Annotated in this window: 13 protein-coding genes; 8 read left to right on the top strand and 5 right to left on the bottom strand. The window is 52.7% G+C overall.

Annotated elements, in window-relative coordinates; translation table 11 throughout:
- Positions 1-318: 318 nt before the first annotated feature.
- Positions 319-1,560, top strand: coding sequence for a PDZ domain-containing protein (locus KOR42_RS00750; protein ID WP_197440739.1), 1,242 nt, complete (start codon positions 319-321; stop codon positions 1,558-1,560).
- A 28-nt stretch (positions 1,561-1,588) separates the two neighbouring features.
- Here KOR42_RS00750 and KOR42_RS00745 read toward each other — a convergent pair whose 3' ends face one another.
- A complete protein-coding gene (locus KOR42_RS00745; protein ID WP_197440738.1) occupies positions 1,589-2,521 on the bottom strand; it encodes a sugar nucleotide-binding protein in 933 nt (310 codons plus the stop codon).
- Positions 2,522-2,756: 235 nt separating this feature from the next.
- On the opposite strand from KOR42_RS00745, the gene KOR42_RS00740 reads away from it, so the two are divergent.
- Together KOR42_RS00740 and KOR42_RS00735 are read left to right on the top strand one after the other, a co-directional pair.
- The gene (locus KOR42_RS00740) at positions 2,757-5,531 is read left to right on the top strand and encodes a PD-(D/E)XK nuclease family protein (RefSeq protein ID WP_146506716.1); all 2,775 of its coding nucleotides are present in this window, start codon (positions 2,757-2,759) and stop codon (positions 5,529-5,531) included.
- Complete coding sequence (locus KOR42_RS00735; RefSeq protein WP_197440737.1) at positions 5,528-8,776, top strand: UvrD-helicase domain-containing protein; 3,249 nt, start codon at positions 5,528-5,530, stop codon at positions 8,774-8,776. Before KOR42_RS00740 ends, KOR42_RS00735 begins: the two co-directional genes overlap by 4 nt.
- A gap of 102 nt (positions 8,777-8,878) precedes the next feature.
- Here the strand turns inward: KOR42_RS00735 and KOR42_RS00730 are convergent, their stop codons facing one another.
- A complete protein-coding gene (locus tag KOR42_RS00730; RefSeq protein WP_231740555.1) occupies positions 8,879-10,282 on the bottom strand; it encodes a DUF1501 domain-containing protein in 1,404 nt (467 codons plus the stop codon).
- A gap of 523 nt (positions 10,283-10,805) precedes the next feature.
- Between KOR42_RS00730 and KOR42_RS00725 the strand changes: the two genes are divergently transcribed.
- A complete protein-coding gene (locus KOR42_RS00725; protein ID WP_146506713.1) occupies positions 10,806-11,387 on the top strand; it encodes an RNA polymerase sigma factor in 582 nt (193 codons plus the stop codon).
- A gap of 212 nt (positions 11,388-11,599) precedes the next feature.
- Positions 11,600-12,421: a DUF3379 domain-containing protein gene (locus KOR42_RS00720; RefSeq protein ID WP_146506712.1), complete on the top strand. Its 822-nt coding sequence runs from the start codon at positions 11,600-11,602 to the stop codon at positions 12,419-12,421.
- A gap of 108 nt (positions 12,422-12,529) precedes the next feature.
- On the opposite strand, the gene tadA is transcribed toward KOR42_RS00720, so the two are convergent.
- Complete coding sequence (gene tadA, locus KOR42_RS00715) at positions 12,530-13,018, bottom strand: tRNA adenosine(34) deaminase TadA (RefSeq protein ID WP_146506711.1); 489 nt, start codon at positions 13,016-13,018, stop codon at positions 12,530-12,532.
- Positions 13,019-13,219: 201 nt separating this feature from the next.
- On the opposite strand from tadA, the gene holB reads away from it, so the two are divergent.
- Positions 13,220-14,221, top strand: a complete 1,002-nt coding sequence (gene holB, locus KOR42_RS00710; protein ID WP_146506710.1) for a DNA polymerase III subunit delta' — start codon at positions 13,220-13,222, stop codon at positions 14,219-14,221.
- Positions 14,222-14,269: 48 nt separating this feature from the next.
- On the opposite strand, the gene KOR42_RS00705 is transcribed toward holB, so the two are convergent.
- Positions 14,270-15,103 carry a hypothetical protein gene (locus KOR42_RS00705; RefSeq protein ID WP_146506709.1) on the bottom strand — a complete coding sequence of 278 codons (834 nt, stop codon included), beginning with the start codon at positions 15,101-15,103 and terminating at the stop codon, positions 14,270-14,272.
- 154 nt (positions 15,104-15,257) lie between these two features.
- Positions 15,258-16,661, bottom strand: coding sequence for an outer membrane protein assembly factor BamB family protein (locus tag KOR42_RS00700; protein WP_231740553.1), 1,404 nt, complete (start codon positions 16,659-16,661; stop codon positions 15,258-15,260).
- 377 nt (positions 16,662-17,038) lie between these two features.
- Between KOR42_RS00700 and KOR42_RS00695 the strand changes: the two genes are divergently transcribed.
- Entirely contained in the window at positions 17,039-17,482 is a 444-nt protein-coding gene (locus KOR42_RS00695) for a tellurite resistance TerB family protein (protein ID WP_146506708.1), read from the top strand.
- Between the two features lie 85 nt (positions 17,483-17,567).
- Positions 17,568-18,017: a tellurite resistance TerB family protein gene (locus tag KOR42_RS00690; RefSeq protein WP_146506707.1), complete on the top strand. Its 450-nt coding sequence runs from the start codon at positions 17,568-17,570 to the stop codon at positions 18,015-18,017.
- The last annotated feature ends 162 nt before the right edge of the window (positions 18,018-18,179 follow it).

Here is an 18,179-nt window from a genome sequence, read left to right as displayed (position 1 = left end):
GAATTGAAATCAGTTCCACTTTCCGGCAGCTGTCGGTCTGAAATCGATAGCGGGAAGGCATTGTCCTTCGGCCCTCAGTTGAGGTCCGCAGTCCGATTGATCAGGACATGGATGTCTTTTCGAACGTTGAGTCTGTCATTGCCGGATTTCATCAGCGAATTGAGTTCCGGCGACAAAGCTGGCATAGTGAGGAGAAATAGGGGTTTACACTTGCCAACGAGTCGGCGTTTCCGAGAATGAAAAGCAAGAATTGTTTTGTGTGAAATGTCGATGTCTGATCATCACTGTCGAATCGTCGCGTTCAGCGGGAAGGGTTGCATGAACTGGAAGGTTGTGGCTTTCGCTACGATTGCATTCGCGTTGAACATGGACGCTCAAGATGCACCTGCTGGTGAGGTTGTCTCTGAGCGTGCAGATATTGAGACTGCGATTCAGCAACTCTCAAGCGACTCCTTTCCGGTGCGTGAAAACGCACGTCGTCAATTGGCGTCGGTTTCGGAAAATCAAATCCCGCTCCTCGGTCAAGTTGCTCGAGATGCAGACTCCGAGCAGGCCGGGAGAATTGTTGATATTCTGGAAGTGATTTTTCTGGCTGATGACGGAACACGTGGAGAACTCGCCGAACGAATGCTCGAAGACATTCGGAATCAAGGAGGTGTCGCCTCAATCGATGCAGGTGAGGTGCTTCGAGCGAATGCTCGACTTCGCGAATCGCGGGCGCGTCAGGCGATTGAAAAACTGGGGGGCGAATTTGTTTACTATGCCCCGGATGCGAATATTCAGGGCCTCTGGCTGTTTGAATCGAGCGTTGCCGTCCTTCCCGGAATTGGAGTCGGGTTCGGTCCACCGTCGGTCTTGAAGTCTGTGTATCTTCACGAAGACTGGACAGGGACGAAAGAAGATCTCTGGCATCTTCAGCGGCTTTCGAATCACCGCGATTTGACGGTCTACCTCATCGAAGGGGCTAGTGTCTCCGTCAATGATTTGTTCGTTCTGGCTGCATCTTTGCCGGGGTTGTCGATTCAGGAACGTGGGGCGTGCCTTGGAATTCAGGGAGACAATACCGGCGGGCTTTGTGCTGTCGGAGAGGTTGTTGAAGGGAGTGCTGCCGCAGATGCAGGACTTCAGCCGAACGACTTAATCATTGGGCTCAACAAAACGCCGATTCGAAACTTTCCGCATCTCGTCGAAGAATTGAAAGCGTTCGACGTCGGCGATCAGGTCGTTTTTGCGGTCATTCGAGGCAGGGATCGACTGGTCATCCCAGTAACGTTGGGATCGTGGCGATCCGTTTCGCAGCGAAGTCAGTATGTTGCGAGTCCCCCTGAGCCGTTTGGCGGTCCGCTCGCCTCTCCGGAACAAATCGTGGAAGAAGCCCCTTCGACTACTCGTCCGCCCAGCCCGGAACTGCCGTCCAAAACTCCTATTGAGGGTGATGAAGAACCGGTCCCGACACCCGATGAGAATGAACCAGGTGAGAACAAAAAGGACGACTCTGCCGAGGGGGCAACAGAGCCGTCTGGGGTCGAATCAGAAGAGGGCTCAAATGAGGAGGAGTGAGCGATCTCTTTTGTCGAATCGAAATTGATTAGGCAGCTTTCGCGATCTGACCTTTTCCAGGTGAGCCGATGAGTCGTTCGCAGTATCCGTTTTCCTGCTGTTCGCGAAGTCGAATCAGTCCCTCGGAGAGAAGTGGCATCGCGACGCACAAAGCTTTGCGGATGCGTTTCGTTTGCAGCGAGGTTTCTCCGGCAGCAAACTCACGCGGCGGAGCCATGAGAGTGGTTTCTTTGCGAACAGAAAGCCACGGCAAGCCAAACTGGTCGGCGAGTCGCTGCGCGAACTTCAACGGGCTCACCCGTTCTGCTCCCGCGATGTGAAAGACTCCGGAAAGGTTCTCTGCACAAGCTCGTTCAACGATTGCGGCGAAATCGGTCGCGAGGATCGGAGTCGCATGACGCGTTGCATCCTGCTCGACGACGCGGTGTGTTCGCACGGTTTGAATCAGATTTTCGACCCAGCATGTTTCCTCGGGATCTGCTGACCAACCGAAAACATTGCTGCGAATCAGGAGTGCGTCCTGAGCATGTTCAAGAACAGCTTGTTCCGATGCTCGAATCGTCATTGCCTGCAGAGTCTGGCATTCTCCGATGCTGTCTTCGTCGTGGAACATCCAGGGACCACTGAAAACGGCATCCGATGAAACCATTGCAAATCGAGCGTCGTGTTCTTTCGAAGCAGATGCCCATTCTGCAGCTTCTGCAACGATCGATTCGTTGATTCGATCGGCGGTGCTCTCTTCCCAGGCAGAACGTGATTCCGGTCCGCAGTAAAGAACCCAATCGGCCTGTGATTGCTCGATGACGCTTGCTGGTTCAGCGTCTGGATCTAATGCGTCGCAACCTGCGATGTCAAACTTGTCAGTGGGATGCCAGGTGGCGACCTGGTACTTTTCGGACAAGCAAAGCGCGAGATTGGCTCCGACGACTGTGTCGACTCCGACGACGAGAAACTTTTTCACGCTATGCCTCCATGCCTTGCGCTGAAACGTCGAATTTGGAATAACGCTCGATTCCGTGAGCGTGGGGGCAGTATATCCCGGTTGAGATTTTCGGACCAAGATCAATCGGCAAGATTTGCCAGCGGTTCTGCCGTGGTTGTAGATCTTGCAAGAGAGACGCAAGAGTGCCGCTTGTATAGAAGTGGGGCAAATCCTATTCTTAGGTAGTGAACATGTGACAAGTGGTAGGGCACAGATGAATGCTGAAAAGAAGGTTCGCAGAGCGGTTTTGGACTGGTCCCGGCCAGCTCTTCACTCTGCGGCACGTGAGGTCATTGATCGTTTTGCGGCGGGGCCGGATCGAGATCTATCCGGTGTGATGTGTGTGTTTCCCGGAAAACAGGCAGGCCGCCGCTTCCAGGAGATTCTCGCCGAAATCACCGAGGGAAGATTCATTCCTCCGGAAATTCTGACGGTCGGACAACTTCCGGAACGGCTCTATACACCGAAGAAACCTTTCGCAACTCTTTTGACCCAACAGGCTGCCTGGGCTCAGGCGTTGAAGAGTCTCAATCCCTCAGACCTCCGGAAGGTCATTCCGAGTCCGCCTGACGAAGACGATGTCGACGGTTGGCTTCGGTTGGGGGACCTCCTCAGACGTCAGCACCGGGAACTCACTGCCGATCGGCTCAATTTCGAAGATGTCGCGAAGTTGGGAGAGAGTCTCGAAGGGTTTGACGAAACCCGCCGTTGGGAGGTGTTGGCTCAGGTTCAGGATTTGTATCTGGGCATTTTGGATGAGTTGAATCTCTGGGATCAGCAGTCTGCCCGAATTTTTGCCATCGACAATCAGGAGTTCGCGACTGATGACGAGATCGTTCTCGTCGGAATGGTCGATCTCAATCAGACTCAGCGGGGAATGCTCGCCGCAGTTGCGGATCGACTGACAGTCATGGTCCATGCGTCCCCGGAATGGGCTGAAGAACGATTCGATGAATTCGGATGTGTGAAACCGGGCGTCTGGAAGAGTGTTTCGATTCCCATCGACGATTCACAGGTGCAGATTGTCGATGGAATGAAAGAACAATCCGATGCTGTCGCCTGGTCGCTCTCGGAACTTTCTTCCGACTTCGCGATGAACGAAATCACGCTGGGCATCCCTGACGATCGGATTGTCGCGCACTTGCGGAGAACGCTCGCCGCAGTCGATGTTCCCGTTCATTGGGGGATTGAGAGAACTCTCCCCGATTCCGCTCCGTATCAGCTTCTGGAAGCGATCGCAGATTATCTTCAAGGCGAGTCCGTCGATGATTTTTCCCGACTGATCCGCCATCCCGATATTGCTCATTGGCTTTCACAACATGACTTACCATTCGATTGGTTGACGAGGTGGGACATATACGTCTCCCAGCATTTACAACGAACGACCCGAATTCTTCCGGGAGGCAAACGGGCGGTCGACTTCGCATCAAAACTCGTCCGGTATGTTTCTGATCTCATCAAACCGCTCAATCGTGCTCCGCGGCCGCTGACGGATTGGATCGAACCGATCGGAGAGTTGTTCGAAGCTGTCTACGCGGAGCGTGAAATTCATATCGATGACAGCGAAGACCAGCTACTCCGTCAGGCGATCGAAACCATTTTCAACGCCTGGACTGAGCATGAAAAACTCCCGGAATCGCTCGTTCCCGTTCTGAGTGCTGCCGATGCGATCCGGTTAACGCTCACTCAGGTTCAACAGGAATTTCTTGCGAGCAGTTCCGACGAGCCCTCAATCCAGCTGTTCGGTTGGCTCGATCTTGCGCTCGATGACGCCCCGGCGATGATCATTACATCTGTGAATGAAGGTTATATTCCGTCGTCCGTGAATCACGATTTGTTCTTGCCGAATCGGCTGCGAGTGCATCTTGGGCTGGAAGACAACGATCGTCGATATGCTCGCGATGCGCATTCATTGAGTTCGATTCTCGCCTCCCGGGCACAGGTCAAATTGATTTCCTGCAAGCATGATATTCGTCAAGAGCCATTGGCTCCGAGTCGTCTGCTCTTCGCAACGGACCCTCACGAAATCGCTCGACGGGTCGTGCGTTATTTCGATGAAGATCATCAGGCCTTAAACCGAGCACCAATCGGGCTGACGACTGATAGAAATGAGTCGGACTTCCACATTCCCCGTCCTGCGGAGAATGCTCCTGAGAAGACATCTTTTTCAGTGACAGAATTCCGACACTATCTGGCGTCACCTTATCGCTATTACCTGAATCAAATTCTCCGACTCGATGAAGTCACAGACGACCCCGTTGAATTGGACCCGGCGGGATTCGGAAGCCTGATTCATGCAGTTCTTGAAGACTTTGGTCGAAGTGACGCAGCCCGTCAGACAGATCCTGCGAGGATTTCGGAATTCTTAAACGACCGTCTCGATCAGAAAGTCAAAGCCGAATACGGAAGCGATCCGCTGTTTCCCATCGCAGTTCAGGTCGAACAGATTCGCCACCGCCTGGATGGATTCGCCCGTTGGCAGGCGGATTGGTTCCGCATGGGATGGAGGATTCGTCATACCGAGTACGGAAACAGGAAGCACGTTCAGTTTCCACTTGATGATGGAAGAGAAATTTCCTTGAGGGGGCGGATTGACCGCATTGATCTCAACGAGAAAACCGGTGAATGGGCGATTCTGGACTACAAGACCGGGGATTCAGGGCTTGCGCCGGAGAAGACCCATCGGTGGAAGGATGAATGGGTCGATTTACAATTGCCGCTCTACCGGCATCTTGCCAAACCACTTGGAGTCGAGGGAACAGTCAAGCTGGGGTACGTCACACTTCCCAAGACAGAGACACTCATCGGTGCTCAATTCGCTGAATGGACCGAGGAAGAGCTTTCCGAAGCGGATCGAGTGACTCGAGAAACAGCTGCGAAAATTCTGGCGGGAGAGTTCTGGGTGGAATTGGAGAAGACTCCGGACTGGTACGAGCAGTTCTCGGCAATCTGTCAGGATTACATCTTCGAGCGTGGGGCAATTGTATGAACCGGGCAAAACAGGGCTCACTCTTTTCTGACTCAACACCGAACGCGAGTAGTTTGAATCTCGCAGAAGGTTCGCGTCTTGCCATCCCCGTGGAAGAACAGCGTCTGATGATTCGGGCATCTGCCGGGACCGGGAAGACCTTCCAACTGGCGAACCGATTTGTATCGCTACTTCGAACGTCTCCTCCCGACCGGATCCTTGCATCAACATTCACTCGTAAAGCTGCCGGTGAGATTCTCGATCGCATTCTTTTGCGTCTCGCGAAAGCTGTCATCTCGGAAGACGATTTTCATTCCCTCCAGGAATTCGCAGGCGCCCCAAAGCTCGATCGTGAGGAATGTTCCCGGCTGCTGACAAGTTTGACCAGCCATCTTCATCGTCTCCGCGTCGGCACGCTCGACGGATTCTTCTCAAGGCTCGCGACTTGTTTTTCACTGGAACTGCAGCTGCCTCCGAATTGGCGAATGATCGACGATCTCGAAGCAGCACAGCTTCGCGAAGAAGCCATCAATTCGGTGCTGCACGCCGGGGAAGTTCAGGAGCTGCGAACTCTCGTGACGCAGATTGCATCGGGAAATCCCGGGAGAAGTGTTCACTCGGTGATTCTGGACGCGATCGGTGATTTTTACGGGATCTATTGTGATTCGACCGGCGAAGCTTGGCGCCCGTTTGGCGACCTGAAACCTCCATCACAAGAAGAATGGGACGCCGCTGCCGAATGTCTCCGTACAACTCCGCTCAGCGACAAACGCATGGAGAAAGCTCGCATTGGCGATCTTGAGCGAATGGAAAATCAGGATTGGGCAGGGATGTTGAAGGGCGGCTTGCTCATGAAGGCGGTCAATAATGAGACCTACTATCGGAAGGAACTCCCGGAGAACATCAAGCAGGCCTATCTGGATATCTTCGCACTCGTCCGCAGGCATGAACTCTTTGTCTGGGGACGCAAGACGGAAGCGACTTACCGGCTGATTGAAAAATTTGACGCCGAATATCGTCGACTGAAACGACAGCGAGGGGGGCTGGAATTCAATGACGTGACGCGCTGTCTGGCTCAGTCGCTGGGAGAAAAGGCGACGTCTGATCTGACCCATCGACTTGATGGGCGCATTGATCATCTTCTGCTTGATGAGTTTCAGGACACATCACCCGATCAATGGAACGTCCTCTATCCGTTTGCACGTGATGCTGTCGGGGCTGATGGAAAGTCGTTCTTTTGTGTCGGGGATGCCAAGCAGGCGATCTATGGATGGCGCGGGGGTGAGGCAGCGATTTTCGATACGCTCGCCTCGCAGCTCAGTGGGCTCATACAGAAACCACTCAACAAGAGTTTTCGGTCGTCGCCCGTTGTGATTGATGCTGTCAATCAGATCTTCCGAGGGATGATTGCGCACGATAATTTTGATCGGGAGAAGAACACCATTCAGAATTGGTCCGGTGCGTTTCCGGAGCATGAAACCGCTCGGACGGAACTCCCGGGACATTTCTGTTTGCGAACGTCTCCCGACAAGAACGAAGACGGGGAAAATCTGCGAAGTCAGTTGTTCGAGCACGTCGCACACTTGGCGAAAGAGACTCTTGAAAAGCATCCGCAAGGAACAATCGGGATTCTTACGCGAAAGAACGACGCAATCGGTCAGATCATTTTCGAACTCAATCGACTTGGTGTTGATGCGAGCGAAGAAGGCGGAAATCCGCTCACCGATTCAGCAGCGGTTCAGTTGCTTCTTTCGTTGTTTCAACTGGCGGACCATCCCGGGCACACAATCGCACTGTTTCATGTGGCCAATTCGCCGTTGGGACAAATTTTGAACTTGTCATTCGATGACAGCGAAGAAGATGTTCATCGATTCGCAGAACGCTTGCGGGAAAAATTGGTCCAGCGGGGATACGGAGATTTCATTTCCTCTCTTGTTCCGAAGCTGGCTCAGCACTGCAGCCGGCGAGAACTCCGTCGACTCATTCAAATGACAAGTCTGGCGGATCAATTCGACACGTTGCCGCATACTCTTCGTCCCAGCGAGTTTGTCGAATTCATTGAGAACCAGAAAGTCAAAGAACCGACGGACGCGCGCGTCCGGGTGATGAGTATTCATCAGTCGAAAGGTTTGCAGTTTGACACGGTGATTTTTGCGGAGGCAGACGGTTTATGGTCGACGCCTGCACCCAAGTTTTATTCCCTGCGTTCTCATCCCACTGAGCCTGCCGAAGTTGTTGTGACTGCTCGAAGACTCGACGATCAACCGTTGTTTCCGAGCGCTGTTCGACGTGCTTATGAACAAACAATCGAACGTGATGTCACGGGCCAACTCTGTCTTCTGTATGTCGCGCTGACGCGAGCAATTCACAACTTGCAGGTCGTTGTTCAACCCTGCAAACCGAGCAGTAAAGAAAGTTCCCTGCCGAAGACGTTCGCTGGAATTCTCCGGGCCGCTCTCGCTCCGGGCAAACGGCGAACTGCTGAAACCATTCTCTACGAATCCGGTGATCCCAACTGGTTCGCAAGCCTTGTCAGTAAGGACGAGGAGCCCGAAGAGAAACCAGAACCTGAAACCCTGACGAAAGTTGAGTTCGCCAAGAAACCGACGGTTCGAAATCTGGCTCGAGTGACACCGTCTCAAACGAAGAAGTCGTTGAGAGTTCCCATGAAGACGGTTCTTCCCACGACGAAATCTGGTGCTCGTGAACGGGGAACGTTGATCCATTCGTGGATGGAACAACTCACCTGGATGGAGCGTCAGCCGCCGGAAGAGGTCTTGAAAAACAGTTCCATCGCCTACAGCTTCTCACCGAAAGAGTTGGAGGGTGTGTACGCAGGTTTCCTGAAAATGCTCAAGCGAAAAGAAGTAAAGCAACTGCTCTCGGAAGAGGAATACAGAAACTCTGCACCGTCACTGTTTCCTGAGAAACTTCGCGACGCCATTCGGAACGAAGATTTGGTGATTGAGGTTCGAAATGAACGAAAATTTGCGGTTCCCGACAGAAACGGTTTGCTGGTCGGAAGCTTCGATCGGCTCGTCACCTTCCGCGTTAATGGTCAGGTTGTGGCGGCGGATATCATCGATTTCAAAACCGACGGAATCGGGAACGACGTGATCGAGTTTGAAGACCGGATGCAGGTCTATCGTCCGCAATTGCGAAGTTATCGTCGGGCTGTCGAGAAATTGTATGGGATTCCTCAGGAATGCATCGCTGCGAGGATTGTGCTTCTCGCAGCGGGACGCGTTATTCCTGTTGATCCGTGAGTGAATTGAACTGTGAAATCGCATCAGTTACATCGGACGATCTGTGTCACAGCTTTCTCCGAGACGTTGAGTCGCCGATCCTTTGATGTTTGCGGTTTCTGTTCAAGCGAAGATCTCTTTGACGACGTGCCCTTCGACGTCGGTCAATCGGAAGTCGCGCCCAGCGTGTCGATAGGTGAGTTGTTCGTGGTCGATTCCGAGGAGATGCAGAATCGTGGCATGCATGTCGTGCATATGAACTTTGCTTTCGACAGCTTCATGTCCGAATTCGTCTGTCGCGCCGTAGCTGAAACCGGATCGAACGCCGCCTCCGGCGAGGAAGTGAGTGAATCCCTTGGGGTTGTGATCACGGCCATCTGAGTTTTGAGCAAACGGGTTTCGCCCGAATTCGCCACCCCACCAGATGAGTGTGTCTTCTAACAGGCCTCGTTGCTTCAGGTCCTGGATGAGTGCTGCAACCGGTTGGTCGGTCGCTTTTGCGTGAGTGGCGTGACGTTCCATCTTGCTGTGCTGATCCCAACGTGGGTTCGATCCATTGTCGGAATAGTTGACTTGAACGAATCTCACACCCGCTTCCGTCATTCGTCGAGCCATCAGACACTGTCGACCGAAGTCTTCGGTTTCCGGATTCAGGAGTCCGTACGCTTCGTGCATCGATTTCGGTTCTTGAGAGAGATCGAGCAACTGAGGTGCATGGTGTTGCATTCGCCATGCGAGCTCATAGGACGCGATCACTGCTTCCAATTCCGGGTCAGGTTGCGTGCCAATTTGCTTCGCATTCAATCGGCGGAGCATCTTAAACTGTTCGCGTTGTTGAGAAGCGGACAGGCTTGAGTTTTCGATGTGACGAATGTCGGCATCTCGAGATGGCTGTTCTGCTCTCCCGAGTGGTGTTCCCTGATGGCAGGACGGCAAGAATGCGTTGGAATAGTTTCTAGGGCCTCCGTTTGCGGACGACGGACAGATGGTGACGAACGCGGGGAGGTTTTCATTTTCGGTGCCGAGCCCATAGCTGATCCAGGCGCCCATTGACGGCCGGATCAGATTCAGAGCACCGGTGTGAAGGAATAGTGTGCTCGGTCCGTGCGCGACACCGTTGGTGTGCATGCTGTGGATAAAGCAGAGGTCGTCGACATGCTTTCCGATATGGGGGAAGAGATCAGAGACCCAATGGCCTGTTTCGCCGTATTGACGAAACTTCCACATGGGCTGCATCAATTTCTCTTCGGTGTCTGCGTTGCCTTTGGCCATTTTCCGCGCATCGCGAAACTTGAATGACTCTCCGTGATGTTTGAAGAGTTGAGGTTTGTAATCAAAAGTGTCGATCTGGCTGGGCCCGCCCTGCATGAAGAGAAAGATGACTCGCTTTGCTCGCGGGGCAAACATCGGAGCCCGGGCAGTCAATGGATTGGATCTGAGCGACTGGCCGTGTTGTGAGTTCGCATCCGCTGAGAGGGAGGAAAGAGGGCGGTCAGCACGCGTCTGTTGTGCGAGGAGACTGTGCATCGCGAGCGATCCGAATCCGCACGCGGTTGATTGGAGCCAACGTCGACGATTGATGTGCATTGGGTGAGTGGCCTTCTGTCAACAGTCGAAGATCAAAGGTGGGAAGACTCGTGGGATGAGTCCGTGAACAATCCTAACACATTCATCAACAAAATTTGACTTTGACTTTCGTCGAGAGTGCATTTGTCGATCGTGATCCTTCACGCAATGGGCTTGCCTTGAGCAGTTGCTTTGAATGTTTGACAAGGTTTGCGATGCGGTCGAACGCACATCGTTGGGGAAATCACTTCGAAAAATGGGGTCGAGGCTGTATCAGTTGAGTGAGAGAGTGCCATTCTGACCGAAAAAGTGTTCTACTGTCTGGCGCGTGAGATACGCGTCGCGAGGACGCCTTCCAACTGTGATCATCGAGGCAAAAACGTCCTCAAATCCATTGCGAATTGTTGAGGATCAATGAAATCCTCAAATTCGGAAGATTCTGTGGAATAAACGTCCGTGCGATTGGATCAAGATAATTGAGGACATGCAGTCAGAGCGCTCATCACATCTGAACTCTGTCGGGGATCTCGTTGAAGATCACTATGCAGACGTTTATCGATTCGCATATCGACTCTCCGGCAGTCATGCAGATGCGGAAGATCTGACTCAACAGGCATTCCTCACAGCGTGTCGGAAGCGGTATCAGGTTCAAGATCCGGACCGGATTCGCGGCTGGCTGCTGACAATCGTCCGCAACACCTTTCTCAAAACTCGGCAACGGGACGAGAGAATGATCGCTGCGTTCGAGGACGTTGCCGTTTCGTCCAACGACTTTGATTCTGACACGTTTCGTTTCGATGAGGAAACGCTTCAGAAGGCGTTGAACGAAATTCCGGAACACTACAAGACACCGCTTCTTCTCTACTATTTTGAGGAGATCGGATACAAGGAAATCGGAGAGCTTCTCGGGATTCCCATTGGAACTGTGATGAGCCGTCTCTCACGAGCGCGAAGTGTGCTTCGTGAGCGTCTTTGCAGGGAAAATGAGACTTCAGAGATTTCCGAAACAGAGGATTCCCGGAACAATCCTGCATCGGAAGTTTCGGCCAAACAAAAAGATCAATAGGGAGTCTCGATTGAGCATTTTGCGTCGATTCGGATTCCCAAGACCGTGATTCTGAGATAACACTTATAGAATGAGTCGTTTCGATGGTCAGTTTTGCGACATCATCGGAGCTGTCACATCATTAGAGCGTTGAGAAAACGCAAAGTTGAAGAGGCTTACGACAAGCGGAGATCGAGTCGAGCTTATCTCTCTCGTTTTGGACAGGACAACTGGTGAACAATCAAGAGTGCGACGAAATTCGTCAACGGATCGATTGCCTCCCCGCCAGGGAGCGCGAGACCGATGACGTTCTGTCGTCTCATTTGATGGACTGTCCGGAGTGTCACAAATACGCAGAATTCCAGAATTCCTTTGATCGCCAGCTTCGGCCTCAACTGCTTGAAGTTGCGATTCCTGAGGGTTTGAAAGAACAGATTCTGCAATCGACGTCGGCACTCGACGATTGTGATCTGTCGGAGTCAGAAGATTCAGTTCAGAATGCAGAAGTCGAGGCGGAACTCGTTCGACCGGCGACGGTTCGTCAGCATCAACGCGGGTCGTCACTGCTGAAATGGGTGATCGCGGGGACGGCTGTCGCGAGTGTAATCGTTGTGATGATGTTTCAGTGGACTCCTGCTGATCCTCAACAGCGACTGACCTATGATGCGGCGAAGGATCTGTTGCTCGCCCAATTTCAGGAGATGAGTCCCGAAGAGTGGGATCGATTGTCGCCCTTCGACCAGAGTTTCGAAACGCTCGGGATTGTGGATCCACAGCTTTCCGAGTGGACTCGGTCAGAAACTGTCGGAATGAGTCTCGACGATGATCCTCAACATGAAGTCGCCATTTGTGAGTTTCGATTTCGTCAGTGGTCGGGAGTTTTGATCACTTTCAGTGCGGACGAATTTGACGGCGTTCCCGAACAATCTTATTCCGCTTCCGGGCAATCCGTTTTGCAATGGCGGTCACCGGGTGGGGATCTCGCTTATGTCTGCATTGTCGAACAGGGTTCAGCGGAAGAACTGCTGACGGAGATTCTTGGAAACTTCGCTTAGACCGTTTCCATCATTCCGCTTCGCTTGCACTCTCGGTCAGTTGTGCACTTCCGGTCACTTATTTTGGGCAATGTTTTCTTCGCGGTTGCACGCTTTGAGTGGTGACGACTACTTCTTGCCTTTGGCTCGCTGTTCTGCGAAGAACTCTTGCAGCAGAGCACGGCATTGATCGCGGAGGACTCCTCCCGTCACGGTCGAGCGATGATTCAAACGCGGGTCATCGGTGATCTGGTAGAGCGTGTTGCAAGCTCCTCCCTTGGGATCATCCGTTCCGTAGACGACATTCGGGAGACGTGATTGAACGATCGCCCCGGCGCACATCGGGCAGGGTTCCAAAGTGACGTACAACGTGCAGTTGATGAGCCGCCACGATCCAAGTGCTTCGGCTGCCTGAGTGATCGCGATCATCTCAGCATGGGCTGTTGGATCTTTGAGAGTTTCCCGCAGATTGTATCCTTCACCGATCACGCGGTCTTGATGCACAACGATGGCACCGACTGGAACTTCGTCCTGTTCAAACGCACGATGTGCCTGATCGATCGCTTGCCACATCCACCTTTGATGGATTTCGTCAATGGTCATTGTCGTGTTCAGCATCAATTCTCAATACCGTCTGCACTTCTGGTGAGCTTTGGAATTCATTCTCGTTGCCGCTCCCAGTGATCCCTTTCAGAAACAGGTCTCAAACCGGTCCGGTGAGGTCTACAGAAATCAGCGTGATCGACTAAGATAGGAAACTGCTGGCACCTTGCCCGATTCCATTGAGCTTGTCAATCACTTCAATCTTGAAATTTCGCCATGTGGCAACAACTTCGTGGTCATCAACAACAAGTGGAGATGTTCCGCCGCGCGATTCAGCGAGGTCGGACCTCACATGCGTATTTGCTGGTCGGTCCGTCGGGAATCGGGAAGCGGCTATTTGCCAGAATGTTGACCCAGGCTCTTTTCTGCACGACGCACAGCGACGATGAGTTCGAAGCCTGCGGAGAATGCTCGGCCTGCCGTCAGGTTATCGCAGACACGCACCCGGATTTATTGACGGTCGGGTGTCCGGAAGGAAAGAACATCCTGCCGATCAGCTTGATCGTCGGTGAGGATGAAAACCGCGGTCGAGAAGGATTGTGTCACGATATTTCCTTGCGGCCCATGACCGCCAGCCGACGAATTGCCATTGTCGACGACGCCGAGAAAATGAATACGGAATCGGCGAATGCGTTTCTCAAAACGCTTGAAGAGCCTCCACCCGGAGCGATGATTTTCATGATCGCGACCGAGATTGACCTCATTCTTCCGACGATCCGCTCGCGTTGTCAGCCTGTGCGGTTTTCTCCATTGACGGATGACGATCTTGCCGAGTTACTGGTCGAAGCGAAGGACGTTGAGACGATCGAAGAAGCTCTCAAGATTGTACCGTTTGCTGAAGGATCTCTGACAACCGCGCGCCAGTTTCTTGATCCATCTTTGCTACAGCTTCGCTCGGTCGTCGAGCAAACGTTTTCCATTCTGCAGACGAATCCATTGCAAGCTTCCAAAATGCTTGATGCCGTCTTCGACGAAATTGGCGGCGATGCTTCTCGACAACGTCAGACAATGCGTTGGGCGAATCGCTTCTTCATCGACGGAATGCGAAAACGCTTACGAGCCGGTCCGGATCCGATGAGTGCCGACCGTCTCGGAAAAATGATCGACCGGTGCATCGAAGCGGAATCACATCTCAATCAGACGATGCCGGTCCCGCTTTGTCGTGCGTCGCTTCTCGATGATCTCGGAAGACTGGCCCGTACCCCGGTTCCTGTGTAACGCAGAGCCGAACGACACGAACTGAGCAGCTGCGATATCTGACTGACACTACATTTGATTGACTTGATAGGCAAAGAGGGCGTAGCTGTCTGCGTTTCTGAGAAGCGATTGAAATGAATGCAACAGGAAACTTTGCGAGGAACCTGAACTGAGAGTGCCTGATTGCAAGTCGTAGTATTCGATGTCGGGGAGTCCGGCGGAGTAATGCATCAATTCATGGATAATGATCGCAGCGCGAAGAGATCTGTTGTGAACTCGCATAAAGTAACATCGAGAACGCAATGCGACGTACATCCCTTGCACTGCGAAGGCACATGCTCCATCCATTGTCGGATTGTCATCCGAACCTCGATACTCAGCCTTATGCAATGCAGACTTCGCAGCCAGAAAGTTTGCATGGATTGCGACCAGGGCTTTTCCTGTCTCAGATTTTCGCATTGAGTTGAGCCCCCAGACCGAGTTCACCATTTCTCTCGCCCGAGAGTTTTTGCGATACATGGAGACAACTCGAATCGATTGATTGAGCATTCGGCTTGCGACTGCCCTATCGTCTGCCAACGTCTTAAGTTCTGTTTCGTTGAGAGGACGAGTTGTGGCATTGCTGGAGACATGGAAGAGTTTTGAGGAATCGGCCAACTCATCCCCAACAGTTGCACCAGACCATGTAAATTGGAGTTTTTCGCCCGCAAGGATTCGATTGTAGTCAGTGATTTTTTGCGGACGACCATCTCGTATGCGCTGAAATTTCGGCCAAAGGTGTCGAGTCTTTTCTGGCGAAACGTTTGTCAGTTTCGACGCCATCAACGAAATCGAATCGCCGCGTTCGACCCGAATCACGTAGACGAGTTCGTTGGTCGTTGACTTCTCTGAGAGAATTTTCATCAGTGCCCTGGCCTGGCTGAGATGGTCCCGTTTGGAAATTCTCCTCTAGCCTAGTGGAAAGTTATGACCTCAGGCCATCGTAAATCGACACCCATAAAAGAAAACACAGTTCTCCCTCAGTTGGTCTTATGCCGGGAGAACTGCTGGAATGACCTTATTCTTCAGCAATGCAGTAGAGGTACTTGTTCGAACGGATGAACAACTGTCCGTCGCTGATGGCGGGAGTTCCGCTGAAGTCGCTGTCGTCGTCGGAGAACTGATTCGTAGCGAGTAGCTTGTATTCGTCGCCCAGTCCGATGACGTATGTCGTGCCTGATCGGTCGACGTAATACATCTGGTCGCCAGCTACGACAGGAGAGGCATAGCTTTGACCTCCCATTCCGCCGCGAGAGCGTCCTCCTCCGCTGCCCCGGCCAAATCCTCCGCCGGGGCCACCGCGGGCACTTTCTCGTGAGCCATCCCGGTCGGCGGATTGTTCATCTCTGCCACGGTCTCCTCCACTTTGGAGGCGAGCTTGAAAGAGTTGGTCGCCGGTTTTGGCATCGATGCAACTGACAATGCCCCCGCTGATCCAGTAGATCCGTTGGTTGTAAAAGACTGGTGTCGAAATCCGTCCCCGTTCGCGACCGGACCAAAGAACGTTGGTGTCGGTGACATCTCCTTTGCCGCCAGACCGGATCGCAATGGAGCCGCCGCTTCGTCCTTCGATGAGATAAATTGTGCCTTCGTGTTCAATCACGCTTGAGCACATGGAGTCGGATTCAACTGACTCGGCGAACCACCGCATTTTGCCTGTTTCGGGATTGAATCCCCAGACCTCATACGGGACTCCAATAACAAGGTCTTCGAGTCCGTCTTCTCGTTGACAGACGACCGGGGTTCCCCATGTGCCAGTGAACCCTTGAGCTTCCTGTCTCCAGACTTCTTCTCCGGTCTCTTTGTCGAGCGCGACGAGTGCCTGACTTTCTGCAGTTGCGGGGATGATCATTTTATCGCCGACAAGAACCGGACTGGAAGCTGACCCCCATCCGCGCGGGTCACTCTCTGTTCCGATTGACGCATCCCACAAGCGATTCCCGTCGAGATCAAAAGCGACAGCGCCGGACTTGCCGAAATAGGCGTAGATGTTTTTTCCGTCCGAAGCTGGTGTATGAGACGCATACCCATGCTGCGCGAACATTCCCCGGTAATCTTCTTCTTTTCCGGTCGGCTCAATATCGCCAGTCCAGAGGATTTCTCCATCGGTGCGATTCAAGCAGACAAGATGAAGCTTGAGGTCTTCCTTGTTTCCGGGATTGTCGGAATCCGTTCCATACCCTGACCAGCATGTGATGAAGACACGATCTCCCACAATGATCGGGCTGGAAGAGCCGGGACCGGGAAGTTCGGCCTTCCAGGACATGTTTTCGGTGTCGCTCCATTCGGTGGGGATGGAATCGTCGTCGCTGACTCCTGATCCGTTGGGACCCCGAAAACGCATCCAGTCGTCAGCATGAACAGTTAATGTGACGGCCAGAGAAGCACACATTGACCAAGCAAGAAGTCCGCGTCGAATCATCCCGATTCCTTTCCGCACGAATGGATGGCGATAAGCATTCTTGGTTGAAACGACGTGCAATCGGAATAGTTCCGAGAAAAGTCAAATTTCGCGGGGAATTGTCTCAATCAGAATGGAGACTTTGGTTGAACGACGGCGTTTCGAGAGATACCGTACAAACATAAGAGTAAGCCAATTTGTCGATCTGAACGCCTTGCTCTTTTCAGTGTTCTCGCGTGGACAATGCGATCCGGTGATCACCCGGTGCATCCCATGTGAGTTCGCAATGACCTTTCCGATTTACGCTTCAACACTTCGATTCCGGCAGACATCGTTTCCGATTTTTTCGCAGGCGGTGACTGGTTCAACAAAGTCCGTTCCTGAGGAGACATCTTTCGATGGGTATCTTTGATTCGTTGTTTGGCGGCATGGAGGGTGGTGGCAAGTTAACCTCCCAGGAGGCGTTCGCGGGAATTCTCTTGGGCGCGAGCGCGTGCGATGGTCACATTGCTGATGATGAAGTCCAGGGGCTGGTTACAGCATTGATCCGGATGAAGCTCTATGAGCGAATGAACGAGAAGCAGTTCAATTCGATGCTCAACAAGTTGCATGGAGTCATCAAGAAGAAGGGTGTTGATTTTCTGATTGAAGGGTGTGCTGCCGGGTTGCCGGAAGGATTGGGGAACACTGCTTTTGCAAATGCCTGCGACATTGTTTTGGCCGACGGTGTGGTAGAAGACGATGAAAAGCAGTTCATCGAGAATCTGCGACGTAGCCTGAAGATTGACAGCGGCGATGCAAAGTTGATCGCTGAAATCATGGTCGTCAAGAACAAGGGTTAACGACGAGAGCCTGTTCGCCGTCAGCGATCTTTCTTGAGCTGACAACGGCAATCCAGCATTTTTCACCACGATTCAGGATTCAACTATGTCTTTGTTTGACGATGTTCTTGGCGATTCCAGTTCCTTCACTGAAAAACCGTTCGGCCCGCAGGAAGGAGTCGCCGGTGTCTTGTTGGGGGCTTCTGCGTGCGATGGTCATATCGCTGACGAAGAGGTTCAGAGCCTCATGACAATTCTCGGGCGGATGAACCTCTACTCTCGCCTGTCGGGACAACACTTCGGAAATATGATGGATCGTCTCATGGGGACGCTCAAGAAAGGTGGACCGGAGAAGCTGCTTGAGAAGGCAATTCCCGCAGTTCCTCCAGAACTTCGAGAGACTGTTTTCGCGAATGCCTGCGACATCGTTCTGGCGGACGGAGTTGTCGATAGCGAAGAGAAGGAATTCATCGATCAACTGGTTCGGCGACTGGAAATTGACGGAGATCGAGCCAAGAACATCGTGAAGGTCATGGTCTACAAGAATAAAGGGTAGGGCATTCTCACGAGAGTCGAGTTGCTCGTGAGGACCGAACCAGCAGGAACTTTTTCGCTGGAGTTCGACGAACTTCTCGCGGAGTTCGGGATTCCCCATCACCCCACAGATCGGACCACTTCGTGCGCGGATTCGCGGACGACGGTCTCCGTTTTGTCGGGG

The organism is Thalassoglobus neptunius (assembly GCF_007859735.1).
Lineage (GTDB): Bacteria > Planctomycetota > Planctomycetia > Planctomycetales > Planctomycetaceae > Thalassoglobus > Thalassoglobus neptunius.
Note: the sequence above shows the minus strand (reverse complement) of the source record. Positions and strands in the feature narration are given on the sequence as shown.

Bases quoted from the DNA above. Each gene is read 5' to 3' on its own strand.
- KOR42_RS00750 (WP_197440739.1), top strand. From the start codon at position 319: ATGAACTGGAAGGTTGTGGCTTTCGCTACGATTGCATTCGCGTTGAAC.
- KOR42_RS00740 (WP_146506716.1), top strand. From the start codon at position 2,757: ATGAATGCTGAAAAGAAGGTTCGCAGAGCGGTTTTGGACTGGTCCCGG.
- KOR42_RS00735 (WP_197440737.1), top strand. From the start codon at position 5,528: ATGAACCGGGCAAAACAGGGCTCACTCTTTTCTGACTCAACACCGAAC.
- KOR42_RS00730 (WP_231740555.1), bottom strand. From the start codon at position 10,282: ATGCACAGTCTCCTCGCACAACAGACGCGTGCTGACCGCCCTCTTTCC.
- KOR42_RS00725 (WP_146506713.1), top strand. From the start codon at position 10,806: ATGCAGTCAGAGCGCTCATCACATCTGAACTCTGTCGGGGATCTCGTT.
- tadA (WP_146506711.1), bottom strand. From the start codon at position 13,018: ATGCTGAACACGACAATGACCATTGACGAAATCCATCAAAGGTGGATG.
- holB (WP_146506710.1), top strand. From the start codon at position 13,220: ATGTGGCAACAACTTCGTGGTCATCAACAACAAGTGGAGATGTTCCGC.
- KOR42_RS00705 (WP_146506709.1), bottom strand. From the start codon at position 15,103: ATGAAAATTCTCTCAGAGAAGTCAACGACCAACGAACTCGTCTACGTG.
- KOR42_RS00700 (WP_231740553.1), bottom strand. From the start codon at position 16,661: ATGATTCGACGCGGACTTCTTGCTTGGTCAATGTGTGCTTCTCTGGCC.
- KOR42_RS00695 (WP_146506708.1), top strand. From the start codon at position 17,039: ATGGGTATCTTTGATTCGTTGTTTGGCGGCATGGAGGGTGGTGGCAAG.
- KOR42_RS00690 (WP_146506707.1), top strand. From the start codon at position 17,568: ATGTCTTTGTTTGACGATGTTCTTGGCGATTCCAGTTCCTTCACTGAA.